The organism is Acidisarcina polymorpha, from assembly GCF_003330725.1.
In the GTDB taxonomy this organism is placed as follows: domain Bacteria; phylum Acidobacteriota; class Terriglobia; order Terriglobales; family Acidobacteriaceae; genus Acidisarcina; species Acidisarcina polymorpha.
The window spans coordinates 2,106,272-2,132,319 of sequence record NZ_CP030840.1; the positions used below are offsets into that span (position 1 = coordinate 2,106,272).

The following is a 26,048-nucleotide window of genomic DNA, read 5'->3' on the forward strand; positions in this document are numbered from 1 at the left end:
AGTGGTGCAGTCGCGGCTTCGAACGGATCGAAGCGGACATTTAGAGGTCAGATTTGTCGAGGTCAGTACATTTGCTGTGTTCGAGAATTGCACGAATTTGGGTTTTCGTGGAGGATCTAGTGGCCTCGCCGGCTTGCTCCGCCTATTTGCGACACGGCTATTCTTCGGCCAACCAAGATCGATGCCTCCCGTTGACCCTTTCATCTTGTCAGCAATGCTGCCGCAATATTGTTCAGTTCCATTGCAACTCCGCAACGGTCGCAGCAGCCGGTGCTTCGAAGTCGTGATATCGCAGATCGCTGCTGTTTTTCACCTCCCCGACCACCATGCTGAGCGTCTGTTCTTTCTTGTCACGAATAAGCGTCAACTGCACCTGTTTGCCGTGATTCATCCGTATGGCGCGTTCCCAGTCGGAGAGGCTTACGATCGGTTTGCCGTTTACCTTCTCGATAACGTCGGCGACCTTCAGCCCGGCAGCGGCAGCGGGGGTATTGGGAAACACATTGCCGACCAGCATGCCCGTCCCGCCGTGGACACCAAAATACTCACTGAGGCCAGAGGTCAGTTGTTCGAGTTCCACACCGACGTAGTAGCGGTTGCGGGTGAAAGTGCCGAGGAAGCTATTGGCGTGGCCCGTCCGCGCCCGTCCCGAACTATTCGGGATCGGCGCTGCCTGGGCCGTGGCGCTAGTGGCCTGCGGCGCCGAGGATGAATCCTCATCCAGGCCCACGATGATGTCTTTTGCGACGGTAGCGCGATCGGCCAGTTGCACCGTGATATTTACCGCCTGGCCATCCCGCATAGCGACCAGCATCACCCTGCGGCCAGGCGGAGTCTCGTGCAGCATCCGGCTGAACTGGGAGACGCCCTCGATCCGTTGTCCGTTCATCTGGATCACGACATCGTGAACCTTGAGGCCCGCCTTGGCTGCCGGTGCATCCTGATCAACAGTAATAATTTCGGCTCCATGCGCATCTTTGAGCTTCAGCGAGGAGGCACGGTCATCGTCCACGTCGTTCAGCCCGACTCCTAAATACCCCTGGGAGGAATGAGAAAAGAGCATCTCTTGCGTCAGCGCGGGAAATCTCGCTTCGATCCCGTCTGCATGAACCATGGGGAGTAAAACCACTCCGCCCACCAGCACTGTCAGCGTTCCGAGCCTCGAAAAATAAATCATGGTCTGATGCCTGCCTTGTCTGGCTCTGATGTCCTGCTTCCAAACCACCCGCTCAAAATGAATATCCCTGAGCTTTTATAAAGAGGATGCGCCTGCTCGAAAGGTTTACTGTATCTCCGGCAGACCGCTGAGCATCTTCTGCGAAACCGTACGCAGATAGGGGTTCTCGTCGGTATCGGCCACATTGTGGAGCACCTGGCGAACGCTGCTGTCGCTATCGACCGGCTGCAATAGAGCGACTGCTTTAAGCCGGACCTTGGGATCGGAGTCTTTTCGCAAAGCGTTCAAAATCACATTGCGAACGTTCCTGTCCTCTCCCACATAGGGCTGTAAGCCTTCAAGCGCCTTGAGCCGCACTTCGGCGTCTTTATCGCGCCGCAAAGCAGCTATAAGTGCATCGCGCTCCTGGCCGGCTTCGCACTGATGCCCGGCCCGGCACTCTCCGGCCAGCAACGCCACTGAATCAGAGCGGACACCGGTATCCAGATGGCTCGATGCGCCAATCAGCAGCATCTTCCGTATCTCGGGACTGTCGAGCGAACCGGTCATCGTCTCCGGAACCAGCCGTTCATAGGTGATCTTCACATCCTCCGACCCCGGCTCTTGCTCGATCCCGTGAATAGCACCGATATTCAAGCTGTCCTGAGCAGCATCGGCACCTTGGGAGATCGTTACGTGAGGCGTGATGGGAGCGGTTTTCTTCCCCATCCGATACCCTGCAGCGCCGCCCGTGCACAGTCCAATGATCAGCAATACCGAGGCCATCGCCGGGGCGGACTGGACGCGGGCGATGCCATTAAAAAGCCGGTCAATGACCTTCGTCATCCAACCACTGCGGGGAACCGCATCCAGCGCCTCTTCCAGCCGAAGCCGGGTGCGCGTCAGCAGATTCGGAGAGGGCTCCAGCATCGGGTAAAGCGACATTGCCTGACGGAGTCCCTGGACGGCTTCCATCTCCTTTCGACAATGCCCGCATTCGGAAAGGTGGCGTTCTAATCGGTGACTGGCGTCATCGGGCAATTCCCCGTAGATCGCCAGCGCAATATCCTGCTGCGCGGTTTCGCACTGTGATTCGTGCTTCATGGTGTTCCTTTGCTCCTGGCCTCAACGTAAAGTCGCCAAATTTGCTCTTAATTTTTTTGTCGCCCGGAAGAGCGTATTCTTGGCGGTCTCTTCCGTGGTGTTCAGCATTTCGCCGATGGTCCTTAATTTCAGACCCTGGTAATGCTTGAGTTCAAAAACCATGCGCTCGCGGGGAGTGAGAGTATCGAGTGCTGCCTTAATTCTTTCGCCCAGGAACTTGCGCTCCAGTTCGCGATCCGGATTGGCCATCGAGCGATCGTCCGACACATTGCTCAACAGATCGATCTGCTCCCCCGAAGAGTCAACCATCACCGCCTGATCTTCCCGCCGCGACTTCCTGCGGCGTAGATGATCCAGACAGAGATTAGTCACGATCCGGTAGAGCCAGGTGTAAAAGGAACATTCAAACCGAAAATTTCCGAGATACCGGTACGCCTTGAGAAACGCCTCCTGGTGAACATCCTGCGCATCCTGTTCCGAGCCCGTCAAATGCAAAGCCAGCCGCAGCACCGCCTGGTCATATTGACGAACCAGCGAGTCGAATGCCGGCCGCGAGCCCTGTTGGGCCTCGCGAATCAGTTCATTCTCGTTTTCGCGAGTCCGGGCATCGATGGCCATGCTAGAAGAGGATTGTAGCCTCCGCGGCTTGGTCGCTATTTGCGCGGGAAGGCGAAGGGCGTCGGTGGCCATGCGATCGTGCTCCTGTTTGGTTAAGGGACGGGTAGGTATTGAGTTGGTGAGCATAGAACAGCAAAATTCTTCTGGATTCCCCAAGTGCTCGATACCCAAAGATGGAAACTCCAATTTGAGCGAAAAGTTGTCGGCTGCGCAAACGCCGGCCGCTCGGCGACGCAAGACCGGGCGGTGACTCTCGTTCTAAACTTGTGAAATGGTTCAAAATAACGCAGAGAACGAAGGCGAAGAACTTTTCGCCCGCGCCACAAAAGCGGCTCCTGTTTTAGCATCAGCCGGTTGGATCACCGCCTATTGTGACGGCGGGTCGCGCGGCAATCCCGGTCCCTCTGGCTATGGCGTCTACCTCCAGGACGAAAGCGGAAAACCGCTCGCTGAATTGAGCGAATACCTGGGTAAGCAAACCAACAACTACGCCGAATACTCCGGTCTGCTGGCAAGCTTGAATTTCGCCCTGGAACATGGGCATTCGCGACTGCGGGTGGTCTCCGATTCGGAGCTCATGGTCAAACAGATCAAAGGCCAGTACCGAGTCAACAGTCCCGATCTGCGCCCGCTCTACGACGAGGCCAAACAGCGTATCGCCAGGCTCGATCAGTTCCAGATCCAGCACGTTTTACGAGGAAAAAACAAAGACGCCGACCGGCTAGCTAATCTAGCTATGGATCGGGGCGCCAACCGGGTCGCGTCGGCGCCCGCCGCAGGCTCCACCTTTCGCGCAGCAATCAAGGCAGTCGCCGGGAGCGGTCCCGCAAAGGATACTGCCCCCGCAGCGGTCAAACCTTTGCGCGGATTGGTCAAGGGAGGCGTCATCCACCTTCTGGGCGGCGAATTACCGGATGGAATTTTCGTGCGGGTGACGCCCGAAAGCAAGTAGCTTACCTGCGGGTGACGCCCGCTTCGCATCTCGACTTCAACCCACACGCGGTACTCCTCTCTTGCACTCTCGGGAAAACTGAGTGGAATACCGCCAGCTTCTACTTGAAATCGGCAGGAACCCCGTCCAATGAGATACGGCTGAGGGCCGCTATTTCGCCAAGCAAGCCTTGACCGCCTCACTCACGAGCTTTCCATCCGCGCGAACTCCGGCTTCCTTGATCCGCTCCTGCACCGCCTTCATCACCACCCCCATGTCCTTCGGCCCGGGGACGAAGCCACTGACCGCCAGGTCATCGATGGTGGAGACGACCAGCCTGCGAATTTCATCCTCGCCTGCTGCCTTGGGCATGTATTCCTCGATGAGCGCGATCTCCCCGGCCTCTTTCGCTGCCAGGTCGGGCCGGTTGCCCTTGGTGAACTGCTCGATCGAGTCCCGCCGCTGCTTAATCATGGTGGTGAGGATCTGGTAGGCCTCGGCGTCGGTCAAGGGCTCACGCTTGTCGATCTCCTTGTTCTTGAAAGCGGTCTTCATCATGCGAATCGTCAAAAGCCGTTCCGTATCCCGCGCCTTCATCGCCGCAATCATGTCCTGATCTACTTGCTTGACTACACTCACGACTGCTCCATTCTCGGTGTGCCCTACGGTATCTTGCCTGCTCTTTCAAGTACATGCCTTAGATGGGTGGCGGGTCAACCTCCAGGGTTCTTCGATTGGCGCACTGGTCCGGAACTTGCTGACGAGGCGCTTCACGGCCGGAGCGCAGCTGCACGATGCCGCCGCAGCGCGTCCAGGTGGACGAGCAGAGCGATGAGAGCGCCGGCGATCATACTCCAGGCACGTCGCTCGGCAAGCGCTGGCCCAGGATTCTGATTGAGGATGTGGCAGATTGAGGCTTCATTCTCCTGAAGCCGACGCATCTACCTAGAGATACGATCTCCACTGAGTTTGAGATCGGTTTAGGGAGATTGAGGATGCCGATCATCCTGGCTCTAAATCCGGGCAGCAACTCGCTGAAGTTCGACCTGGTTGAAGTTCACGACAAGCAGCAGTGCGCGAGCTTAGGTGACAAGCTGTTGAGCGGAAACATTGATGATATTGGCAAGAAGACCACGCTCAAGTTGATTCGAGATGGAGAGCAGATCGCCGAGACAGAGGGAGACTTTGGCGATTTTCACCAAGCCACCGAACAGGTCATTCACACCTTAGAAACCGCAGACTTCGAGAGAGTTCCCAAACTAGAAGGGGTCGACCTGGCAGCGGTACGGGTTGTCCATGGTGGTGACAGCTTCACCGCAGCAGTGAAATTTACAGACGATGTAGCGCGGACGATCGAGAGTCATGAGAAGCTGGCGCCGTTGCATAATGCCAACTCTCTCGAAATCATTCGCGCGGTTCAGAAAAAAGCGCCTACGTTGCCGATCGGTGTGGCCTTCGACACTGCCTTTCACCATAGCTTGCCCGAACATGCGTGGCGCTACCCGATCGAACGGAAGCTTGCCGACCGGTACGGCATTCGCAAGTATGGTTTTCATGGGCTGTCGCATCTCTACATGCTGGAGCAGTACGCACACTTGACCTCAAGGCCTCCAGACCGGATTTCGGCAGTCACCATGCACCTTGAGAGCGGTTCTTCGGTCGCCGCGATCCAAAACGGAGAATCTGTGGACACGTCGATGGGCTTCACTCCGCTCGAGGGACTGATGATGGGAACCCGTTGTGGGAGCATCGATGCGGCCATTGTGGGCTTCCTCATCAAAGAGGCGCAGATGACCGCGGACGAAGTGATGAAGGTGCTGGAGAAGGAATCCGGTCTGCTCGGTATCTCGGGGAAGAGTCTCGATACTCGCATTCTTCGCAAATCGAATGAGGAGGCCTCCAAGCTGGCGCTCGAAATGTTCGGCTATCGGGCCAGACAGTTCGTGGGCGCCTCCCTAGCGACGCTTGGTGAGGCGGAAGCCCTTATCTTCGGCGGAGGCATCGGGGAAAACACGCCCGAAGTTCGGCTCAATGTTTGTGATGGCCTAAAGGGATGGGGTGTGGTGCTGGACGAAGATAAGAATTGGGCGACCAGCGACGGAGACGTGCTCATCAGTGATCCTTCCTCGAAGATCGCTATTTGGGTCATTCATTCCGAAGAGGGCCTGCAACTTGCCCATGAATGCGCACACATATGAATTCCCGCTGCTGGCGAACTCCGTTGCTGCGAAGAGAATCCTATACCGGAATGGAGAGTTTATGCCTGGCTTGACTGGAGAAAGTGCCGCGCCATTTGTCCCGGAAGACCACTCGCTGGCCGTGTTGCGGGAAGCGATAAAGCAGTGCCGAGGCTGCGATCTCTATAAACATGCCACCCAGGCAGTATTCGGCGAGATAGAAGACAAAGGTGGGCACAAGCGACCGAATGTTTCGATCATGATGATCGGCGAACAACCAGGTGACCGCGAAGACGTGGAAGGAAGACCGTTCGTCGGCCCCGCCGGAAAGCTCCTTGATCGCTGCTTGAAGGAGGCGGCAATCGACCGGCTGGAGGTCTACATTACGAATGCAGTCAAGCATTTCAAGTGGGAGCCTCGCGGTAAATTGCGCCTCCACAAGAAGCCTTCGCTGACTGAAATTCGGGCCTGCCGGCCGTGGCTCGACGCGGAGATTGATGCGATGCGCCCAAGCCTGATCGTCTGTCTCGGAGCGACTTCCGCTCAGGGTTTGTTGGGTTCAAACTTCAAAGTGACTGTTGACCATGGAGTTGTACAGCAACTGATCGGGCTCCCTCCGATCATTGCCACCCTTCATCCCTCGGCAATCTTGCGCGCGGCTACTGAAGAGGACGGCCAGAGGCAGACGGAAACGCTCGTGAATGATCTTCGTGAGGCGAAGCGCGTTCTCAGCTCGCTTCCAGCAGCTTCTTGACCCGGGTTTGCAATGCTTGCGCATCGACCGGTGCTCGCACCTTCATGTCGTTGTCAAAGTAGACGAAGACGTCCCTCTTCTTACGCTTCGGGGCATCGATATCACCCGCCCTCTTCCCATCGCGAACTTCGCCGCCGGCCGCCCACGACGCGATGCGGCGCGCCCAGCGATCGAGTGCTTCGTCTTCATAACCGCTCGCATAAAGCTGTTCGCTGCCGTGCAGGCGGCAATAAACAAAATCTGCCGTCACGTCCATCAGCAGCGGCCACTCGACCGTATCGGCTACGACCAGGCCCACATCGTGATGGCGAAGCATTTGTATGAATGCGTCGCAGGCGAAGCTGTCATGGCGGATCTCGACCGCGTGGCGAAGGCGAAAGGAGCGCTTTACCTCAAGCCAGCTCCGCTGATCGAGACGCTTGTCATGAAGACGGCCGAGTTCGGCTGCTTCCTTTTGGGTCCTCGGAAGAAGTCTGAAGAAAGCGTCTAACTTTTCTGCTTCGAACTTGAAATTCGGTGGAAATTGCCACAGCACAGGGCCCAATTTCGGACCAAGGCGCAGGACGCCCTGCGCGAAGAAGTTCGCAAGTGGAACTTCGATGTTGCGCAACTTGAGCATATGGGTGATGTAGCGAGAGCCTTTGACGGCAAAAACAAAATCGTCCGGCGTCTCGGCACACCAGGTCTCAAAGCTGCTTGGTCGTTGCAGCGAGTAAAAAGAGCCATTCAGCTCGATGGTGTTGAAGCGGCGCGAGGCAAATTCCAACTCTCGTCGCTGGGCCAGGTTTTTGGGATAGAAAACACCACGCCAGCCCTTGTAGCGCCAGCCTGATATTCCGATTCGCACGTCCCCCGGCGCTTGTTTCAAACTCAAGCCTCTATGGCGCAAAAGATGACGATGAGATTAGTTTAGGATGCCTTAGCGAGGCCAAAGTTGGTCGGGGAGAGAGGATTCGAACCTCCGGCCCCCTGCTCCCGAAGCAGGTGCGCTACCAGGCTGCGCCACTCCCCGAACGTGTGAAAGGATGCTCCGGCGCGGGGTTCCTGGAAGGTCCTTCGATCGCCACAAGCAGTCTTAAGTGTAGCAGAAAGACCGCGTTCAGCACGACCTTCGCTAGAGGCCATCCGGGAGCGGTTGGACCCCCCGTCTCTGCCTCCTTCTGTCACAATTGAGGAGCCGTTGTCGTGAAAGTGAGGCGGCAGAGGAACGAAATCAGCTTCGAGATGACCCCACTCGACCAACTCGACCTTTCCGGCGTGCGGGTGCTGGATGGTGGCATGGCGACCGAGCTTGAAAAGCTGGGGTGCGATCTATCCGGCGCACTCTGGTCGGCGCGCGTCCTGCGGGAAGCACCGGAGAAGATAGCTGCGGTCCACTCCGCATATCTCGCTGCTGGCGCTGATTGCATCCTCACTGCCAGCTACCAAGTCTCAGCCGAGGCCTACGCGGACGCCGGACTCTCCCCGAAAGATGCTGAAATCGCCGCTGCTGCCGACCTGGTAAAGTCTGTCCAGATCGCAGAAGACGCCCGCGCCGGCTTCTTTCCGTCTTCTCGCCGCGAAGTCCTGATAGCAGCCTCGCTCGGCCCCTATGGGGCGGCGCTGCACAACGGCGCCGAGTACCACGGCAACTACGAGATTTCCCTTGACGAACTCGTGGCGTTTCATGCGCGGCGGGTGGCCGTCCTGGCGGGGACGAGTGCCGACCTCATCGCCTTTGAGACCGTCCCATCCTTTCAAGAAGCCAAGGCGATCGTCAAGGCACTCGCGCCGTTCTCGGAGATTGGGGGTTGGGTGACCTTCACCTGCAAAGATGAATCACGTGTCGCCCATGGGGAACCCATCTCGGAATGTGCCGCCTTACTCGACGCCGCGCCCCAAGTCGTCGCCGTTGGGATCAACTGCACGCCGCCAAACTTGGTGGCCGCGCTGCTCCGCGAAGTCAGGAGAGCCACGGACAAGCCGATCGTGGTGTATCCCAATTCCGGGGAAAGCTGGAATGGGGCAACACGAACATGGTCGGGCACGGCCGATCCGGCCGGGTTCGGGGAGCTGGCCGCTCAATGGGTGGATGCTGGAGCTCAGATTGTCGGTGGGTGTTGTCGTACCGGGCCGGCGCATGTGCGCACCATCCGCGAGGTTCTCGCGTGATCACGGGCGCCTGTTTGCCGGACACGATTTTGCTGACAGGCTTCAGATGAGCCAGAAGTCGGGTTCAAGTGTTAGGACGACCGGTCTTTCCCATGCGACAATAAAAATACCGCTATGAATTCAGAGTCGCCTACCGTGACTTTACCTCATGTGATGAGGATGGCTGCTCCTCCCGCGCCCACGAACGTCACCCCCGAGCTGCTGGCGCAGCACGGCATCACCGCTGAAGAATATGCGCGGATAGAAGCGGCGCTAGGCCGGGTCCCGAGCCTCACAGAGCTGGGCATTTACTCGGTCATGTGGAGCGAACATTGCTCCTACAAATCCTCCAAAGTTCACCTGAAGCGGCTGCCAACCAAGAGCGACCGCGTAGTTCAGGGGCCGGGCGAAAACGCCGGAATCATCGATGTCGGCGACGGCTGGGGCTGCGCCTTCAAGATCGAGTCGCACAACCACCCGTCCTATATCGAGCCATTTCAGGGCGCGGCCACTGGAGTCGGCGGCATCCTGCGCGATATCTTCACTATGAACGCGCGACCACTGGCGGTAATGGATTCGCTGCGCTTCGGGCCGATTTCGCCCGGGGAGTCTCCCGAAACCGCGTCCGATGTCATTCGGAAAAATCACACCATCATGGAAGGCGTCGTCAGCGGCATCGCTGGATACGGCAACTGCTTCGGCGTGCCGAACCTCGGCGGCGAGACGCGCTTCGAGCCTTGTTATTCGGGTAATCCGCTGGTAAACGCCTTTGCGCTAGGACTGGTTCGGCTGGACGAAATTTTTTACGCGAAGGCCACAGGTGTCGGCAATCCCGTGATCTATGTTGGCGCCAAAACGGGACGCGACGGCATCCACGGCGCCACCATGGCGAGCGAAGAGTTCAAGGAAGGCTCGGAGCAGAAGCGCCCCAACGTGCAAATGGGCGACCCGTTCATGGAGAAGCTCCTGCTTGAGGCCTGCCTCGAGGCGATGAAGACCGGCGCGGTCCTCGGCATTCAGGACATGGGAGCTGCCGGTTTAACGTGTTCGACTTGCGAGATGGGCGCGCGGGGCGGGGTCGGCCTTGAGATTGAGCTCGACAACATTCCGCAGCGAGCGACTGGCATGACCTCCTACGAGATCATGCTGTCCGAGTCGCAGGAACGGATGTTGCTGGTCGCTGAAAAAGGCCGCGAGCAGGAAGTTCTCAGCGTTTTTGCCAAGTGGGGCCTCGACGCGACCATCGCCGGCGAGGTGGTAGCCGAGAACCGGATGCGCGTCCGCCATCACGGCGAACTGGTCGCCGATATACCGAATGAATCGCTGACCGACGACGCACCGCTCTACCATCGGCCAGTCGGCACGTGGAAGGCTCCGGTACCGCTCGATCCACCGGCTGAAGTTCTGGCGGAACTGCAAAAGCCCCGCGACTATACCGCGGATTTGAAGAAGCTTCTTGGCTCGTCGAACATCTGTTCCAAAAGATGGGTCTTCGAGCAGTACGACTCGATGGTTCAGACGAACACGGTGCAAGGGCCGGGTGGCGAAGCGGGCGTTATGCGGATTAAAGGAACAAATCGAGGCCTCGCGATGGCGCTGGCCGGAAACAGCCGCTGGTGTTACCTCGATCCCAAGCTCGGAGCCATGCACGCAGTCGCCGAAGCCGCCCGTAAAGTCGCCTGCACCGGCGCAACTCCCGTAGCCGCAACCAACTGTTTAAACTTCGGCAACCCCGAAAAGCCCGAGATCATGGCCCAGCTCTCCGCCGCCATCGACGGCATTGGCGAAGCTTGTAAGGCGCTCGGGACCCCGATCACAGGCGGGAATGTTTCGCTCTATAACGAAACTCGGGGCGAAGGAATCTATCCGACTCCAGTGATCGGGATCGTTGGGATTATCGACGATGTGACGAAGGCTGTTGGGTCAAGTTTTTCTAACCCAGGCGATGTACTGCTCCTCATCGATGCGGGAGGGTCCGCAGGCCACACAGCTATACAGGAATTCGGCTCCTCCGAGTATGCCAAGCTCATTGTAGGCGCGCTTTGGGGAAGGCCGCCGTATATGAACTCGTGGGCATTGTCGGTCGAAGCTGAATTGCACCGAAGACTGGCGGCGCTGGCGAAGGACGGCTTGATCACCGCCGCCATCGATATCTCAGACGGCCTGGCTGTAGCACTTGCAGAAGGTTGTTTTGCACAGAAAACCGGAGTGGACATAAACCTTATCGGTTATCCAACGGAAGTGCCTTCTGTGCGCTTATTTTCAGAGGAGTGTTCGGGGCGTGTGATCGTAGCCTGCTCGCCTCACAATGTCGAAAAAGTCGAATCCGCCTTTCGCTCGGGCGCTCCTAACATATGGAAGATGGGCACGGTGACAGACGGAACGTTCCGCATTGCAATTTCGGTCTACGAGGAAACAGATCGAAATCAATTTAGGAAGGTCGACAGTGTTACTTATATACACACCGATATATCGGAGCTAGAGGCTGCCCACTCTGGCACCCTCTCGTCCCTCCTAACCGAGGTACACGCGTGAAGACTCCGCGCCTCTTGATGGAGGGTGTTCCCGGCGCGGAGCCGCTGGAAGCGCAGATCCTTCGACTACGCCGCTGCGCGGCTCCGCGCAGGAGGACAAAAGTTGTGGAGGACGACGCAGACACCCTCCACGAAGAGTGCGGAGTCGTAGCCATCCACGGCCATCCCGACGCCGCGCGCCAGGCCTATCTCGCCCTCTATGCCCTGCAGCATCGCGGACAGGAATCGGCTGGCATCGCCACCGCCGACTACAAGAACCTCTCGAACATCAAGGGCATGGGCCTGGTCGCGGACATCTTCACCGACGACGTGCTGGCCAAGCTGCCGGGCGAGATGGCCATCGGCCACACTCGCTATTCGACGACTGGCGACTCGGCGCTGCTCAACGCGCAGCCGATTCGGGTGGATTCGACCAAGGGCCTCATCGCCATCGCCCACAACGGCAACCTCGTCAATCTCGGCAACATTCGTACCCGGCTTGAACGCGACGGTGCGTTCTTCCAGACCACCAGCGACTCCGAAATCATCGTTCAACTGATCGCGCATTCCCACGCCGGAACTCTGGTCGACGCGATCGCCGACTCGCTTTCGCAGGTCGACGGGGCCTTCTCGATCGTGATGATGACCCGCGACCGCATCTTCGCTGCCCGCGATCCGCGCGGCTTCCGGCCGCTCTCGATGGGTCGCATCGTCAACCCGGACGGCCCCGACACGATCGTCTTCGCCTCCGAGACCTGCGCCTTCGATCTGCTCCGCGCCAAGTGGGAGCGCGATGTCAAGCCCGGGGAACTCGTCATGGTCACCCAGGATGGCGTCACCTCGCGGCAATATTCTACCGGCGTCCCCCAGACCAGCTGCATCTTCGAGCATGTCTATTTCGCGCGTCCGGACAGCCGTATCTTCGGCCGCTGGGTGCAGGAAAGCCGCGACCAGATGGGCCGCCAGCTCGCCCGAGAATCGGGCGTTCCCGCCGACCTGATCGTGCCGGTTCCTGATTCCGGCGTGACGGCGGCGCTTGGATACTCAGCCGAAAGCGGTATCCCGTTCAACTTCGGTTTGATTCGCAACCACTATGTGGGCCGCACCTTTATCGAGCCCGAGCAGCGCGTCCGCGATTTCGGCGTGAAGCTCAAGCTGAACCCCGTCCGCAACCTGCTTGAGGGCAAGCGAATCATCCTGATCGACGACTCCATTATTCGCGGAACCACGAGCCGCAAGATCGTGCGCATGGTTCGGCAGGCGGGCGCGAAGGAAGTCCATCTGCGGATCAGTTGTCCGCCAACGATCTCGCCATGCTTCTATGGAGTGGATACGCCGCGGAAGAAGGAGCTGATTGCGGCGAATAACTCCGTCGAAGAGATTCGCCGCTACATCGAAGCAGACACGCTGGCCTATCTCTCACTTGATGGCCTCGAACAGGCCTGTCACGGCGTCGAGAACAACCATTACTGCACGGCTTGTTATACCGGGATTTATCCTACCCAATGGGTCGACGTGGAAGACATCTTGCCGGCGGCGGTAGGCGCCCGGTAAGCTGCTGATCACTCTGCTGCAGCTTCCACCTGCATCCTGCGAACCGGTGCCGTTCTTCGGACCACTCAAGTACAACCCCACGTTGCAGCCACGCTTCCCAAGTCGGTGGAGGAACTGCTATGCCTGCAGCCAAAAAGGCCGCCAACAAGTCTACGACCAAAAAGTCCCCCGCCAAAAGTGCGAGCAGGAAGAGCGGCGGACGGAAGTATAGTCCCAAGGCCTCAGAGTCGGTCGAAACCGAAATGCATGAGATGAAGCGAGGCAAGCTGAAAACGGGGACGGGCAAGAAAGTGACGAACCCGAAGCAGGCGATCGCCATCGGATTATCAGAAGCGCGGAAGTCTGGGGTGAAGGTTCCGCCTCCACCGAAGAAGTCAGCTTTGGCGAAAAAGACCTCCACCAGGAAGAGCAACTAACCTTCGAGGCCGTCCTACTCTTTACTAGGCGACGAAGTTGAAGCAGCCGCGCTCGTTGACGGCGTAGAGGATGAGCTATCCGAACTGGACTTGCTTCCGTCACCTGCGGATTTCGATGAAGAATCCTTGCTTCCTTCGCTCTTGCTTGAGCCTTCACTCGAAGATTCGCTCTTGCCTCCTCCGTCGGCCTTCGGGGCAGCGGATGATTTCGAAGGATAGTCTGTCGAATAGAAACCCGAGCCTTTGAACTGCACGGCTGGTGCGGAGATGAGGCGTTCTACTGCGCCCTTGCATACCGGGCATTCCTTCTCGTCGGGCGCACTGAAGCTTTGGATCTTTTCGAAACGGTGGCCGCATGCAGTGCAGCGGTATTCATAAAGCGGCATTGGGGTACTCCTGCTTCTAAACCGATGGCAATGCTATGGACATCGTTTCGCTCGTCAAGGCGATCTGTAACAGTGGAACGCACTCTCTCAAAAAGAGCACACGCCAGCTTGACTTCAGTTCACCAGGCTTAGATGTCCAATCGCCTATACGTCAGTATTACAGATTCACCGATTAACATGGCGGCGCAAACAAGAGGCGCCGCCCAAGGTTAGGTTGACTTACGCTTCGTTGAGGGTGACGACGCCGGCCTGAACGATCCCGTCGGCTGATCGCAATGCCTCGAGCAATTTGGTGGTGACATTGCCGTCCACCTGCACCACCGCCAATGCGGAACCTTGCGGCACATGCTTGCTGCGCACCGATCGTCCTAGGGCAAAGTTGGCGATGTTCACATTGTGCTCGCCCAGGATTGTGCCGATGCGGCCGATGACTCCCGGAACATCGAGATTACGCAGCGACAAGAGCGTGCCTTGCAGCGGAGCCTCGATGTCGATGCCATCGAGGTTCAGCAGCCGAGGCGAGTTGCCATGCAGTACGGTTGCGCTCGCCGACGCTTCGACGGCATTGGTGTGCAGGACAATCTTGAGCACGCTGCCTGCGCCGCCGATGGCAGCGCTGTCCTTTTCTTCATGAACGCGAATGCCGCGCTCCTGAGCAACAGAGGCTGCATTGATGCGATTCACCGCTTCGGAATGAGACAAGATGCCCTGAATGGCGGCATTGCGAACCAGATCGGTTTTGGCTTCCGCGAGTCGTCCGCTATAGGTCAGATCAATGCTCTCGATGTTGCCTTGCAGGGAGTGTCCGAGAAACGTTCCCAGGCGTTCCGCCATTTCAAGGTAAGGCGCGACTTCCTGATATTCCTCATGTGAGAGGGAGGGCAAATTCACCGCATTCTGAACAACGCCATGCTTGAGATATTCGCGCACCTGCATGGCGATTTGGATACCGACCGCCTCTTGTGCCTCGGCCGTCGAACCCGCGATGTGTGGAGTGAGAATCACGTTCTCGAAACTGGTGAACGGGGAATCCTTCGGAGGCTCTTCGCGAAAGACATCGAGCGCCGCCCCGGCGACCTTGTCACTCTTCAACGCTTCGAGCAGCGCCTCATCGATAATCAACTCGCCGCGAGCGCAGTTGACAATGCGGACGCCTTTTTTCATGGTCGCGATCGAGGCTTCATTGATGATGCCGGCAGTTTGCGGGGTGAGGCCGACATGAAGTGTGAGGTAATCTGCTTCCTTGAAAAGATCCTCGACCGATACCAGCTTGATGGCGGCTTCGCGGGCGACGGCGGCAGAGACGTAGGGGTCATGACCAATCAACTCCATGCCAAAGACCCGTGCGCGCTTGGCGACTTCCAGACCGACGCGGCCGAGGCCAAGAATCCCCAGCGTTTTGCCGCGCAGCTCAGAGCCGTTGAGAGACTTCTTCTCCCACTTCCCAGCATGCATGCCGATGTTGGCCTTGGGCAGTTGGCGTCCCAAGGCGAGCATGAGGCCGATCGTCAATTCGGCAACGGCGACGGCATTGGCGCCCGGAGTGTTCATGACGACCATGCCGCGCCGGGTGGCTGCATCTGCATCGATGTTGTCGACGCCAACTCCGGCGCGCCCGATCACCCTAACCTTGGGCGCAGATTCCAGGAGTGCGTCATCGACCTGGACCGCCGAACGAACCACGAGGGCATCGGCATCGGCCAATTCCGCGGCCAGTCCGTTCTTAATCTGGTCGTGAGTGACGACGACCCAGCCGGGTTCCTGCTGAAACACGGCGAGCGTTGCTGGAGACACTTTCTCCGCGAGAACGATCTTCATCCTGCTCCTTCATTCTTTCTATTCGGAAGCCGCACCGAAGGAGGGGGATCTGCGAACAGCGCAAATCCCCTCCGGCCGGTCGGCCTGACATTGAATCGCAGCGTGAAGTTTAGCGAGCTGCGGTTACTTCCATAGGCGCAAGCGAGGATTGGCTCTCGGCAAGCTGCTGGGCTGCCTCATCGGGCCGGCGCGAGGCGAAGACCTTCTGCGCAGCGGTCAGCGCGTCGCCCAACCGCACACCGGGGAGTTTGAGCGTGTCGATGGCGACCAACTCCAGCGCGCCTACCAGTGCGATGGTGTCCATGTAGTCGAAATAGCCGAGATGCGCGATGCGGAAGATTTTGCCTTGCATCTCGCCCTGGCCGTTGGTAATGATGGCGGCGAAGCGGGCTTTGAGTTCCTTTACGACGACTCCCGAATCAACACCTTCGGGAGCAATGACGGCAGTCGCAGCCGCCGCGGGGGCATCCGGCGCGAACAGCTTGAGACCGAGAGCCTCGACACCGGCCCGAGTCATGGCAGCGCAGGTTTCCGCGTTCTCGATCAGCTTATTGCGGCCTTCGGCGAGGTTGCCGCCGCCCTGAGCGGCGATATAGTCGAGCGCCGCGCCAAGACCAGCGATCAGCGCGACCGAGGGCGTATAGGAGGAATCGCCCTTGAGGGCGTTTTTGCGCTCTTTAAGCAGATCGAAGTAGTAGCGCGGGTTCTTGGTAGTTCCCATCCGCGTAAATGCCCGCTCGCTGACGCTGAGATAGGCAAGGCCGGGCGGAATCATGACCGCCTTCTGGGAGCCTCCCACGACCACATCGATCCCCCAGCCATCTACGTCGAGGTGGGTGGTGCCAAGTCCAGTGATGCCGTCGACCACTAGCAGGGCATCGCTGTCGGCCGCCTTGAGCAAGTCGGCGACTCCGCGCACAGAATGGCGGATCGCGGTCGAGGTCTCCGTCGCTTGCATGTAGACCGCGCGGGTATCAGGTTTCAGCGCAGCCCGCACTTCTTCCAAATCGAACGTCTTGCCGTAAGGGGCGCTGACCACATCGACTTCGCAGCCAAACGCTTTGGCGAGAGAGGTCCAACGTTCGCCAAACTTACCGGCAGAAAGCACTAGCACCCGATCGCCAGGAGAGGTCAGATTGGAGACCGAAGCCTCCATCGCTCCGGTGCCGGAGGCTGCCATGAGCAGCACATCGTTCTTCGTGCCGACGAATTCTTTCAGTTGCGCCAGCACTTTCGAGTAGAGCGCCTTGAACTCCGCCGTGCGGTGATGAATGTCGGCGGCAGCCATCGCGAACTGCGCGGCAGGAAGCAGAGGAGTCGGTCCGGGAGTGAATAGTCTCGTCTTACGAATCATCGTGGGTTGAGTCCTTTGGCTTTATTGTACCCAATGCGGGAACACCCGCCGTCCGCAATCGCCTCCTGAAAGCTCCGGCAGGCTTCGCCGATGTTTCCACTCCGGACAGGAAATCCTCAGAAAACAAAGGCAAAAACTCACGAAGAAGAATTGCCACAATATTTTTCAAGCGCTCCCGTCTACATCCGCAGAGACAAATGCCAGAAGCAGATCAAAGGACGGTTGACCAGGACCAACTGATTGCCTTGGCGATGGAGAAGGATGGATCGCGCCTGCTTAGCTACATCCGTAACCACGTGGTCGATCGCAGCACGGCTGAAGACATTCTGCAGGAGGTGTTCTGTGAACTGATCGAGACCTACCGCCTGATGAAGCCGATAGAGCAGGTCAGCGCCTGGATGTTCCGTGTAGCTAAGAACCGGATCATCGACGCTTTTCGCAAGCGGAAGGGCGAGTCGCTCAATGATGAGAGGTATCGCAGTGAGGAAGGTGAGCCGCTGCTACTCGAGGATCTGCTGCCCTCGCCCGAAGAAGGTCCTGATGCCACATTTGTCAGGGGAGTGCTGCTGGAGGAGCTCGATGAGGCGCTGGACGAGCTGCCGGAAGCACAGCGGGCGGTTTTCATCGCGCATGAGATCGACGGGCTGAGTTTCAAGGAGATCGCGGCTGAAACCAATGTAGGAGTCAATACGCTGTTGTCCCGCAAACGATACGCGGTGCTGCACCTGCGGAAGCGGCTGCACTCGATCTATCAGGAATTTGGGAAGAAATGAGGGAGGGAAGAATGAGAGGAAACAGATTGGCAAAGGGAGTCAAAATTGCCCTGGTTGGGGTAATCGCAGTGGCGGTTTTTGGGTTCGTGGTTCAAGGCCTTTGGAACTGGCTCATGCCGAGACTCTTTGACTGGCACACTATCACTTTCTGGCAAGCAGTTGGTCTTCTGGTGCTGTGCAAGATCCTCTTCGGCGGATTTCGGGGAGGACCAGGCCGCGGGATGCACTGGCGGCGGCGAATGGAAGAGCGTTGGGAGCAGATGTCTCCGGAGGAGCGGGAAAAGTTCAGCTGTGGCATTGGCGGGCGCTTCCGGCCTGCCGAATTTCGCGAACGCGTACGCGAAGGTTGAATTACGGTTCCTCTCTGCCAGCTGTTACCATCCGGGCTATTTCCGTTACCACAACCAGACATCCAAGCAGCGGCGAAACAGCAAACGAGGCCAAGCATGTCAAAGAATGCGAAATCAGCTGACTGTCCACAACCGGCGGGCAGATTTGTGCCAGTCATAAATAGAACCCGCTGTGAAGGCAAAGACGATTGTGTTTCGGTCTGCCCATGCGACGTCTTCGAAGTACGAAAGATCGGTCAGGCCGAGAGGTCCGCGATGCCATTCTTGTCGCGAATCAAGGCTTCGGTGCATGGAAACCGGCAAGCATTCGCAGTGCGAGCAGAGGCTTGCCAGGCATGTGGCGTCTGCGTTTCGGCTTGCCCCGAAGGAGCAATCCAACTGGTTAGGAGTGGAGTGTAATGGGAATCGAATATAGAGATCATGCTCAGGATAGAGGGTATGCGGCCGCGCCTGCCATCTGCCCGGTATGCCGCGAAAAGCGGGAGCCGCTCGCCGCTGGAATGGTAAAGGAGTCGCAGAAGTCTCCGTCGGCCGACTTGGAGCTTGAGCTTTCCGGATTGCGGCGGCTTGTCGTTGAGTTGTTGGAGAAGAATCAACGACTGCGCGAAAGGCTCCAACTGGCAAGCGACCGGGAACAAGGCCGGCCAGCAGTGACGTGACCTGAAAACTTCAGTCGCCGTCACTGCTGGCCGTTTGCCGAACTATGTCGTTTGTTGATGGATGCCCTTCGAAAGCCGTTACTGGACATGGTTGTAGATGTAGCTCAGCGAGGCAAGAAGTGATCCATTTGATTTCATGACGATCAGAGGGAAGCACCCGTGGCCGTTGCGAGCGTCCGCGATTTGGTTATGGCTTTTGCAACCACCAATCCGGTGCACGGGTTTTCCACGCTGATTCGCGGTGTGGAGCATGGATCAAATGAAAGAGTTCGAGACTTGAACGTGATTCGAAACGGAGAGCGAGAATTCCGCCCTGAGCAGCGGACGCTAAGCTGCTTTGCTGATGCTTGCCTCACCCGTATTGCGAACTGGGAGCAGCGCGGGGCGTCGAATCCTCTCCACAAGCAACTCTTCTAGAATCAGTGAAGTTCCGCAGACAACGAAGGGAATCAGCTCTCCGAATACCCGGGTCTCGATCAAAATGCCGTAGACGAACATGAAGACAGTCCAGATCGGGATCAGCCACATCCAGGCCCTCAACCGCGGATCCATAATCCGGCGGCGCATCACTGCGACAAACAGCAAGAGATATCCGCAAGCACTCAGCAGCTGCGGCCAGGCATGGGGGGCGAGGATCGATTTCACGTTCCAATCCAGCCGCGGGTAGAACTCCGAGGGATTATGAGCGAAAAGGTGCCGGACAAAAACCTGCCAACAGAGCCAGACGAAAGCCAGGGGCACAACCACCGCCAGCGCTTTGCCGCGAAATAGCAGCCTCCACCGCAGCTTTCCGCCCTCTACCGCCTGATTCAATAAATAAAGAGGTAAGAGCAGCAAGGTGGTTTCGCGATTAATCGTGGCGACAAGGAAGAGGACGGCAAAATAGCCCCAATGCTTTCGGAAGTAAAGCAGGTACATCGCGGCTGCGAAAAAAGCGAGGCTGGGAAAGTCGTAGATGAAGCGGAAGTTCTGCACTGTGTGCATCACGTAGGTTGCTGCGCATGTCACCAGCACCAGCGGGTAGACGAGCGGGGTCAGTAGCTGCCTTCTGGAGCTGGCTTGATAGATCCTGGTGGTGAGTATGCCGGTCACGGCGATGCAAATCACATTCAGCATCGCCTGCACCAGCACTTCAGGCTGCACGGTCCGGGGGAACCAGAATCGGGACACGGCGAAGGGTTGAGAGAGCCAATGCAGAAGCGAGCTTGCATGCGCCCACCGCATTGGAAAAACCATTAAGCAGCGTCCCTGGAAGGGCATCGCCGCGCGGCCTTCTTCGTAAAGCGAGGTGTTGACGTAGGGCCGCGTGAGCCATAGATAGCACCAGGCAAACTGCAGAGTGGCAACCCCGTATAACGCTAGCAGGCTGAGTTTTCTTCCTTGTCGCATCGAATGCTGGGCGTCGCGGCTGAGCTGCAGCTATCCTTCCTCTGGCGATCCATAGAAGCGGCTATCCACAATGAGATAGTCAGCGTTAGGACGGTAACGAAACTTCAAAGGTTGTAAATGTCCGGTAATGGAGAGTAGAACCAGTTGAAAGAAGGCCATACGATGGATGTAGTTTTATTTGGAGCGACGGGCATGATCGGTCAAGGAGTGCTCCGTGAATGCCTGCTCTCCCCAGAAGTAGCCCGCGTCATTTCTGTCGTTAGAACTTCGACCGGGCAGCATCACCAGAAGCTCCACGAGATTGTTCATCAGGATTTTCTGGATTTCCGCTCCATTGAACCCCAATTATCGCGGCTCAATGCTTGCTTCTTCTGCCTCGGCGTTTCATCCTCGGGAATGACTGAAGAGCAATACACACACGTCACATACGGCATCGCCATAGCGGCCGCGCAGTCATTGCTGCGGGCCAGCCCGGAGATCACTTTTGTGTATGTATCCGGGGCCGGTACCGACAGCACCGAGCACGGGCGAACGATGTGGGCACGGATCAAGGGGCGCACCGAGAATGCGCTACTTAGAGCAGGCTTTCCTGCCTCCTACATGTTTCGGCCCGGGTTCATCCAGCCGCTTCATGGAATCAAATCGAAGACCCGGCTATATCGGATTTTCTATGCGTGGAGCGCACCCATGTTGCCGCTCTTGCGTGCCGCATTCCCTCGATCGATCGTCACCACCGAACAACTCGGCCGGGCCATGCTGTCGGTTGCCAGGGACGGCTATGTGAAGCCAGTCCTCGAGGCGCGAGACCTTAGCACTTTCTGATTAGCAGGTGACGGTGCTTCTGCTCTAGCCGGCCGTCAATCCGAGCAGCTTCCGATTGAAGCCCGGATCGGTCTTGCTTCCAGCGAAATCATCGAACGCCCGGTCGGAGACCCGGATCGAGTGGTCCCGAATGAACACCGCCCCTTCTTTCGCTCCATCTTCAGCGTTCTTGATGCAGTCTTCCCACTCCAGCACTGCCCAGCCTGGATAGTCATACTGTGCAAACTTGCTGAAGACCGCTCCGAAGTCTACTTGGCCGTCTCCCAGGGAGCGGAAGCGCCCTGGACGGTCGATCCAGTCCTGGTATCCGGCGTAGACTCCCGAACGCCCGTTCGACCGGTACTCCGCATCCTTTACGTGAAAGGCCCGAATGAAGGGGTGATAGATATCGATGAAATCCAGATAATTCAGCTGCTGGAGCACGAAATGACTAGGGTCGTACAGAATGCGCGCCCGCGGGTGGTCTCCGACTTCTTTCAGGAAGCGCTCGAAGGTTACGCCGTCATGAAGATCTTCGCCGGGATGAAGCTCATAGCAGACGTCGACTCCGGCCTCTTCAAAGACATCGAGAATTGGCCTCCATCGCTTCGCGAGTTCGGCGAATGCCTCTTCGATCAACCCCTTGGGACGCTGCGGCCAGGGATAAAAGAATGGCCAAGCCAAAGCACCCGAAAACGTAGCGTGCGCCGAAAGACCGAGATTTCTGCTGGCTTTCGCCGCATTCGTCAACTGCTCCACCGCCCAGGCGCGACGAGCCGTCTCATTGCCTCGAACCGCTGCCGGTGCGAAATCATCGAACTGCGCGTTGTACACAGGGTGAGAGGCAATCAGCTGGCCCTGCAGATGGCTCGATAGCTCCGAGATTGCAAGTCCATGACCGGCAACAATCCCGGCAATTTCATCGCAGTAGGTTTTGCTCGCCGCCGCCTTCGTCAGGTCGAAGAGGCGGCCATCCCAGGAAGGTATCTGGATTGCCTTATAACCTAAATCGGCCGCCCAGCCAGCCATCGAGTCGAGAGAATTGAAAGGGGCTTCATCTCCAGCAAATTGCGCTAGAAAGATCCCTGGTCCTTTGATCGTCTTCATAGTCGGTATATCTCTGCGGCCTTAGTCGTACCAGGCGGGCGACAGCTCCGCACAGGCAGTTGAATGCTCAGATGCCAGAAAAAGCTGGTTTCGGTCGCCGGGGATCAAGCCGCGCATCGTTTCGCGCACGTGACGATGCTCCATCAAGAGAGCGGCGCCAAACAGCTTCCTGAAGAGGCTCGGCGTGCCATTCGGCCAAAGCTTATAAACCGGGACGACTGCCCCGGCATGGTCCGGGTGGTAGGTGCGCTCATCCCATTTCCTCTGTCCTTCCGGGTAATTGGGATATTCCCGAATGATGTCGAGGAAGTTCTGCCAGAGCCGCAACCCCATCGGTTCCTCATATTGCGGCATGAAAAGGACCGTGCTTCGCCGCTCGTTCCTGATCTCCGAAATGAACTCCTCAAAATCCTCTGCGCGAGTGAGGTTCAGGTTGGCGTTGGGTTCACAGCCGTGACGGTCGCCACCCGAAACCAGCACCTGGTTCCATTTCGCGGCTAGATCGGCAACCCTCTGATTCTCTTCCCGCCGGCGGAGCCCATTCAGTTCAAAGGCGTGAAGAAAGCGTCCGTTCTCGACGAGGAACCGATCAAGCTCAAACTGGAAAATATTTTCCGGCAGGTCATACAGGTTCCATACCGGATGATTGAAGACAATTAGGACGGAAGGCATGCTATGCAATTCCGCTATCATCTCGCGTACTTTGCCGTCTTCACGAGTCGCCGTACATGCCCGCAAGCTTGACATGATGTCACGCGCGAGTGAAGCGGACAGATTGTGAAGCCCGAGGTGGAACTTCGACGCGCCCCATGGCGCGGTCCATTCCACCGAAATCGGGGCATCGACCGTCTCCAGCTTTTCCCGGAGCTGCAACGACGCCTCGATGGTGTCATGGTCCGAGAGAGACACCATCGGCAGAAGTCCTATGGACTCGATCTGCCGCCTCTCCAGCTCGAATGCCCGGCCGCCACTCAAGGGAGGGGTCCAGTAAGCGTGCTCCAGGTTCAGGGCCAAGCCGGTCGTTCTCTTGCAATGCAACTCACGGCGCTCCAACCAGGACTTGACTGGCCCTTTGCTGCGCAGAATACCAGCTACGAAACCCAGGCTTTCGCGGGAATGATGAGTATGACTATGGAGTGAAACTCCGGAACGAAAGGACGCAGGAACGTTGCGATCTCTCGACAGATACACCAGTTGACTTCGCAATAAGCCTCCGCCCAGCCGGCAGCACCTTCTACCGCGCCGCCCCTTCAGCGAATCAGCAGACATTCTACAGAGCTGTTTATATCACTAAAACTTCAACGCAGAATGAGGGATAATGTTGCGCACGGGCGCACGTGTCTGCGTTGCCACTCGTTTCGCTCACTTCGGCAGAACCTGTGTGCCATGGATGCTGAAGCCTCCTTCGAGGACCTTTGCCGAACCGTCCGGCTGCGATCCACCGACTGACAACGTGTATTTACCGGGCATCACCGCCCGGCTGCCATCCTCGCGGACGCGACTTAGATCGCGGGCATCGAGAGCAAAATCCACTTGCTTTGAAGCTCCAGGTTCCAGCGAAACCCGCTTGAAGCCCTTCAAGGCTCGCACAGCAGACGCGCCGGGAGCGGTTAGATAAAGCTGAACAACCTCATCGCCTTTTACGTTCCCGGAGTTGCTGACGGTCACGCTTACCTGGACGGGTCCGTTAGCTTTCGCCTCAGTAGGGGTGATCTTCAGCTCGCCGTACGAGAAGCTGGTGTAACTAAGCCCGTAGCCAAACGGATAGAGCACCCGCCCCTTGTAATAGCGGTAGGTGCGATTTTTCATGGAATACTCGTCGAACGCAGGCAGGTCTTCTACCGATGGATAGAAGGTCACCGGCAATCGACCGGCGGGATTGTTTGTTCCAGCCAGGGTCTCCGCGATGGCCGTGCCCCCCTCTTCACCCGGATACCAGGCCTCGAGAATGGCCGCCGCATGTTCCTTCGCCCAATCGACTGCTAGCGCGCTGCCGTTCATCAATACGACCACCAGCGGCTTCCCTGTCGCGTTCAGCGCTTCGAGCAGCTGCCGCTGAACTGCAGGAAGCGCAATGTCGGTGCGATCGCCGCCGCTGAAACCCTCCACGTGGACTGGCATCTCCTCACCCTCGAGGTCAGGAGATAGACCGACGAACGCCAGGACGACATCCGCCTGTTTGGCCACGGCGACCGCTTGCTCGCGCAGCGCCGCGGCATCCGGCTCCCACTCCATCCGAATACCCCCTCCCCGTTCTTGGCCCTGATGCGCATACTCGATGCGAATCGCATGAGACTGGTTCTGTTCGAAATGCACACTGAAGGAGTTTGCCCCACTGGTGTTTCCCTTTCGCCCACCATCGACCACTTGGCGGTCATCCACAAAGACGCGAATCCTATCTTCTTCGGTGCAGGGATAGCAGTCAGCGTCGCGGAAACCGAATTTGTAGTCGCCCGCTCCCGGTGCCTGAATCATCGCCGTCCATCGAACGGAATAGAGCGTCGACGATAACCCCGCCACGGGCGAAGCACTCTGCCAGTCGAAATCAAGATTGGGATCGACGCGGGTCACGACCGGGGTGCCGGACAGGTCGCCGCTGCTGAAATATTCGCCCTTCAGTCCGACCTCGCTGCTACCCGCCGATGGATGGAAGACCGTCCGAGGAACCACAAGCGGCAGTTCGACCGTGAAAGCCGAACCCTGCGAATAGACCACCTTCGACTTACCGGCAAAGTGGTCCTCGATCCCCTTTAACGGCACGACCGGGGCGGAAGGAACCCCGTTGTAGTTGCCTTCGATCGATGCCAGGTTCGCCGCGTTCGGGCCGATCACCGCAATCGTGCCAGTCTCCGAAGCCAGAGGGAGAATACGGGTGTCGTTCTTCAGCAGAACAATAGATTTCTCCGCCGCCTCCAGGGCGGCCTTGCGGTGTTCTGCGGTGTTGTTCTCCGAAAAGCCGATCTTGGAATAAGGCACGCTCTCCTGCGGATCGAACATCCCCAAGCGGAATCGGGCCGTGAACAGCCGCTTCACCGCGGTGTCGATCTCCTGCTCGCTAATCTTGTGATCTTTCACCGCCTGCACCAGGGTTGGGTATTCCGGGCCGCAGGTCGTGTCGGTTCCCGCCTTTACTGCGGCGACCGAAGCTCCGGTCAAGTCGGTAGCATATTTGTGCCCTTCGGAGATATCTCCGACCGCCCCGCAATCGGAGGTCACGTACCCCTGAAAGTTCCAGGCTTTTCTTAAGTGCTCTTGGAGCAGCATCGTGTTCGCGCAGGCGGGCGCACCATCGATCGCGTTATAGGCGCACATGATCGAATCCGCATGGGCCTCGGTGATCGTCGCGCGAAAGGCAGGCAGATAGGTGTCTTCGAGATCATAGGGGGAGACATTCACGTTGAATTTGTGGCGCAGCGATTCGGGACCGCTGTGCACCGCGAAGTGCTTAGGTGTCGCAATCACCTTGAAATACTTCGGATCGTTCCCCTGCATTGACTCGACGAACGCCACGCCCAGCCGGCTGGTCAGATACGGATCTTCGCCATACGTCTCCTGCCCTCGCCCCCAGCGCGGATCGCGAAAGATATTAATGTTGGGCGACCAGAAATCCAGCCCGTAGTAGATGTCGTGGTTGCCATGCGCGATCGCGTCGCCATACTTCGCGCGGGCCTCGGTCGAGATGATCTCCGCCTCGTGATGAATCAGATCAGTGTCCCAGGTAGCGGCCATGCCGATCGCCTGCGGAAAGACCGTCGCATAGCCGGAACGCGCCACCCCATGCAGCGCCTCGCTCCACCAGTCATACGCCGGAACCCCGAGCCTCGGGATCGCCGCCGCATGGTTCTGCATCTGCGAAACCTTCTCCTCCAAGGTCATCCGCGAGACCAGGTCGTTCACCCGCTGTTCGGTAGGCAGAGATGGATTCTGGTAAGGCAGAGAAGACTGCGCCAGCGCCCCGATAGAAAACCCGAAGCCTATCGCGATAAATTGTTTTACTAAAGGAGATATCCGCACCACGCACCTCGCAGAAAGAGCTACGCAAGCATCTTTCTACGAGT

Annotated in this window: 24 protein-coding genes and 1 tRNA gene; 12 read left to right on the forward strand and 13 right to left on the reverse strand. The window is 58.0% G+C overall.

The features are described 5' to 3' along the window. Window positions 1-232: 232 nt before the first annotated feature. The 3 genes from ACPOL_RS09100 to ACPOL_RS09110 all read right to left on the reverse strand — a co-directional run bounded on the left by ACPOL_RS09100 (window position 233) and on the right by ACPOL_RS09110 (window position 2,950). Window positions 233-1,177: a PDZ domain-containing protein gene (locus tag ACPOL_RS09100; protein ID WP_114206767.1), complete on the reverse strand. Its 945-nt coding sequence runs from the start codon at window positions 1,175-1,177 to the stop codon at window positions 233-235. 105 nt (window positions 1,178-1,282) lie between these two features. Further along, window positions 1,283-2,260 (reverse strand): anti-sigma factor family protein, encoded by a 978-nt coding sequence (locus ACPOL_RS09105; RefSeq protein ID WP_114206768.1) that lies wholly within the window; start codon window positions 2,258-2,260, stop codon window positions 1,283-1,285. 21 nt (window positions 2,261-2,281) lie between these two features. Continuing rightward, window positions 2,282-2,950: an RNA polymerase sigma factor gene (locus ACPOL_RS09110; protein ID WP_114206769.1), complete on the reverse strand. Its 669-nt coding sequence runs from the start codon at window positions 2,948-2,950 to the stop codon at window positions 2,282-2,284. A 199-nt stretch (window positions 2,951-3,149) separates the two neighbouring features. Here ACPOL_RS09110 and ACPOL_RS09115 point away from each other — a divergent pair, with 199 nt between their 5' ends. Further along, on the forward strand, window positions 3,150-3,830 hold the full coding sequence (locus ACPOL_RS09115) for a ribonuclease HI family protein (protein ID WP_114206770.1): 681 nt from the start codon (window positions 3,150-3,152) through the stop codon (window positions 3,828-3,830). Window positions 3,831-3,980: 150 nt separating this feature from the next. Here the strand turns inward: ACPOL_RS09115 and ACPOL_RS09120 are convergent, their stop codons facing one another. Further along, a complete protein-coding gene (locus ACPOL_RS09120; protein WP_114206771.1) occupies window positions 3,981-4,448 on the reverse strand; it encodes a GatB/YqeY domain-containing protein in 468 nt (155 codons plus the stop codon). A gap of 356 nt (window positions 4,449-4,804) precedes the next feature. Between ACPOL_RS09120 and ACPOL_RS09125 the strand changes: the two genes are divergently transcribed. Both ACPOL_RS09125 and ACPOL_RS09130 read left to right on the forward strand, forming a co-directional pair. Next, window positions 4,805-6,007, forward strand: coding sequence for an acetate/propionate family kinase (locus ACPOL_RS09125; protein WP_114206772.1), 1,203 nt, complete (start codon window positions 4,805-4,807; stop codon window positions 6,005-6,007). Continuing rightward, window positions 5,988-6,740 carry a UdgX family uracil-DNA binding protein gene (locus ACPOL_RS09130; RefSeq protein ID WP_236657350.1) on the forward strand — a complete coding sequence of 251 codons (753 nt, stop codon included), beginning with the start codon at window positions 5,988-5,990 and terminating at the stop codon, window positions 6,738-6,740. The genes ACPOL_RS09125 and ACPOL_RS09130 overlap by 20 nt, the downstream gene beginning before the upstream one ends. On the opposite strand, the gene ACPOL_RS09135 is transcribed toward ACPOL_RS09130, so the two are convergent. Further along, window positions 6,715-7,614, reverse strand: coding sequence for a DUF72 domain-containing protein (locus tag ACPOL_RS09135; protein ID WP_201759146.1), 900 nt, complete (start codon window positions 7,612-7,614; stop codon window positions 6,715-6,717). The two genes, ACPOL_RS09130 and ACPOL_RS09135, sit on opposite strands and share 26 nt — an antisense overlap. Before the next feature lie 61 nt (window positions 7,615-7,675). Further along, window positions 7,676-7,752, reverse strand: a tRNA-Pro gene (locus ACPOL_RS09140). Window positions 7,753-7,925: 173 nt separating this feature from the next. Here ACPOL_RS09140 and mmuM point away from each other — a divergent pair. The 4 genes from mmuM (at window position 7,926) to ACPOL_RS09160 (ending at window position 13,353) form a co-directional block, all read left to right on the forward strand. Then, window positions 7,926-8,891, forward strand: coding sequence for a homocysteine S-methyltransferase (gene mmuM / locus ACPOL_RS09145; protein WP_236657351.1), 966 nt, complete (start codon window positions 7,926-7,928; stop codon window positions 8,889-8,891). A gap of 153 nt (window positions 8,892-9,044) precedes the next feature. After that, complete coding sequence (gene purL / locus ACPOL_RS09150) at window positions 9,045-11,405, forward strand: phosphoribosylformylglycinamidine synthase subunit PurL (protein ID WP_114206774.1); 2,361 nt, start codon at window positions 9,045-9,047, stop codon at window positions 11,403-11,405. Window positions 11,406-11,422: 17 nt separating this feature from the next. Further along, window positions 11,423-12,937 carry an amidophosphoribosyltransferase gene (purF, locus tag ACPOL_RS09155; RefSeq protein ID WP_114210725.1) on the forward strand — a complete coding sequence of 505 codons (1,515 nt, stop codon included), beginning with the start codon at window positions 11,423-11,425 and terminating at the stop codon, window positions 12,935-12,937. Between the two features lie 119 nt (window positions 12,938-13,056). Continuing rightward, complete coding sequence (locus ACPOL_RS09160; RefSeq protein WP_114206775.1) at window positions 13,057-13,353, forward strand: DUF6496 domain-containing protein; 297 nt, start codon at window positions 13,057-13,059, stop codon at window positions 13,351-13,353. A gap of 14 nt (window positions 13,354-13,367) precedes the next feature. Here ACPOL_RS09160 and ACPOL_RS09165 read toward each other — a convergent pair whose 3' ends face one another. The 3 genes from ACPOL_RS09165 to ACPOL_RS09175 form a co-directional block, all read right to left on the reverse strand. Continuing rightward, window positions 13,368-13,739: an FmdB family zinc ribbon protein gene (locus tag ACPOL_RS09165; protein ID WP_114206776.1), complete on the reverse strand. Its 372-nt coding sequence runs from the start codon at window positions 13,737-13,739 to the stop codon at window positions 13,368-13,370. Window positions 13,740-13,958: 219 nt separating this feature from the next. After that, complete coding sequence (gene serA / locus ACPOL_RS09170; protein ID WP_114206777.1) at window positions 13,959-15,557, reverse strand: phosphoglycerate dehydrogenase; 1,599 nt, start codon at window positions 15,555-15,557, stop codon at window positions 13,959-13,961. Window positions 15,558-15,666: 109 nt separating this feature from the next. After that, the gene (locus tag ACPOL_RS09175; protein WP_114206778.1) at window positions 15,667-16,911 is read right to left on the reverse strand and encodes a pyridoxal-phosphate-dependent aminotransferase family protein; all 1,245 of its coding nucleotides are present in this window, start codon (window positions 16,909-16,911) and stop codon (window positions 15,667-15,669) included. 251 nt (window positions 16,912-17,162) lie between these two features. Here ACPOL_RS09175 and ACPOL_RS09180 point away from each other — a divergent pair, with 251 nt between their 5' ends. The 4 genes from ACPOL_RS09180 (at window position 17,163) to ACPOL_RS09195 (ending at window position 18,693) form a co-directional block, all read left to right on the forward strand. Beyond that, on the forward strand, window positions 17,163-17,684 hold the full coding sequence (locus ACPOL_RS09180; protein WP_236657524.1) for an RNA polymerase sigma factor: 522 nt from the start codon (window positions 17,163-17,165) through the stop codon (window positions 17,682-17,684). Window positions 17,685-17,695: 11 nt separating this feature from the next. Then, window positions 17,696-18,034, forward strand: coding sequence for a hypothetical protein (locus ACPOL_RS09185; protein ID WP_114206780.1), 339 nt, complete (start codon window positions 17,696-17,698; stop codon window positions 18,032-18,034). 255 nt (window positions 18,035-18,289) lie between these two features. Continuing rightward, a complete protein-coding gene (locus ACPOL_RS35870; protein WP_349700487.1) occupies window positions 18,290-18,433 on the forward strand; it encodes a 4Fe-4S binding protein in 144 nt (47 codons plus the stop codon). Continuing rightward, a complete protein-coding gene (locus ACPOL_RS09195; protein WP_114206782.1) occupies window positions 18,433-18,693 on the forward strand; it encodes a hypothetical protein in 261 nt (86 codons plus the stop codon). The genes ACPOL_RS35870 and ACPOL_RS09195 overlap by 1 nt, the downstream gene beginning before the upstream one ends. 327 nt (window positions 18,694-19,020) lie before the next feature. Here ACPOL_RS09195 and ACPOL_RS09200 read toward each other — a convergent pair whose 3' ends face one another. Beyond that, the gene (locus ACPOL_RS09200; protein ID WP_114206783.1) at window positions 19,021-20,082 is read right to left on the reverse strand and encodes a hypothetical protein; all 1,062 of its coding nucleotides are present in this window, start codon (window positions 20,080-20,082) and stop codon (window positions 19,021-19,023) included. A 162-nt stretch (window positions 20,083-20,244) separates the two neighbouring features. On the opposite strand from ACPOL_RS09200, the gene ACPOL_RS09205 reads away from it, so the two are divergent. Further along, window positions 20,245-20,904 carry an NAD-dependent epimerase/dehydratase family protein gene (locus ACPOL_RS09205; protein ID WP_114206784.1) on the forward strand — a complete coding sequence of 220 codons (660 nt, stop codon included), beginning with the start codon at window positions 20,245-20,247 and terminating at the stop codon, window positions 20,902-20,904. A gap of 24 nt (window positions 20,905-20,928) precedes the next feature. Here the strand turns inward: ACPOL_RS09205 and ACPOL_RS09210 are convergent, their stop codons facing one another. From ACPOL_RS09210 to ACPOL_RS09220, 3 genes are all read right to left on the reverse strand, one after another. Next, a complete protein-coding gene (locus tag ACPOL_RS09210; protein ID WP_114206785.1) occupies window positions 20,929-21,990 on the reverse strand; it encodes a sugar phosphate isomerase/epimerase family protein in 1,062 nt (353 codons plus the stop codon). A gap of 21 nt (window positions 21,991-22,011) precedes the next feature. Beyond that, window positions 22,012-23,196, reverse strand: a complete 1,185-nt coding sequence (locus tag ACPOL_RS09215) for a PHP domain-containing protein (protein ID WP_114206786.1) — start codon at window positions 23,194-23,196, stop codon at window positions 22,012-22,014. A gap of 156 nt (window positions 23,197-23,352) precedes the next feature. Continuing rightward, entirely contained in the window at window positions 23,353-26,004 is a 2,652-nt protein-coding gene (locus tag ACPOL_RS09220) for a beta-glucosidase (protein ID WP_236657352.1), read from the reverse strand. Between the last annotated feature and the right edge of the window lie 44 nt (window positions 26,005-26,048).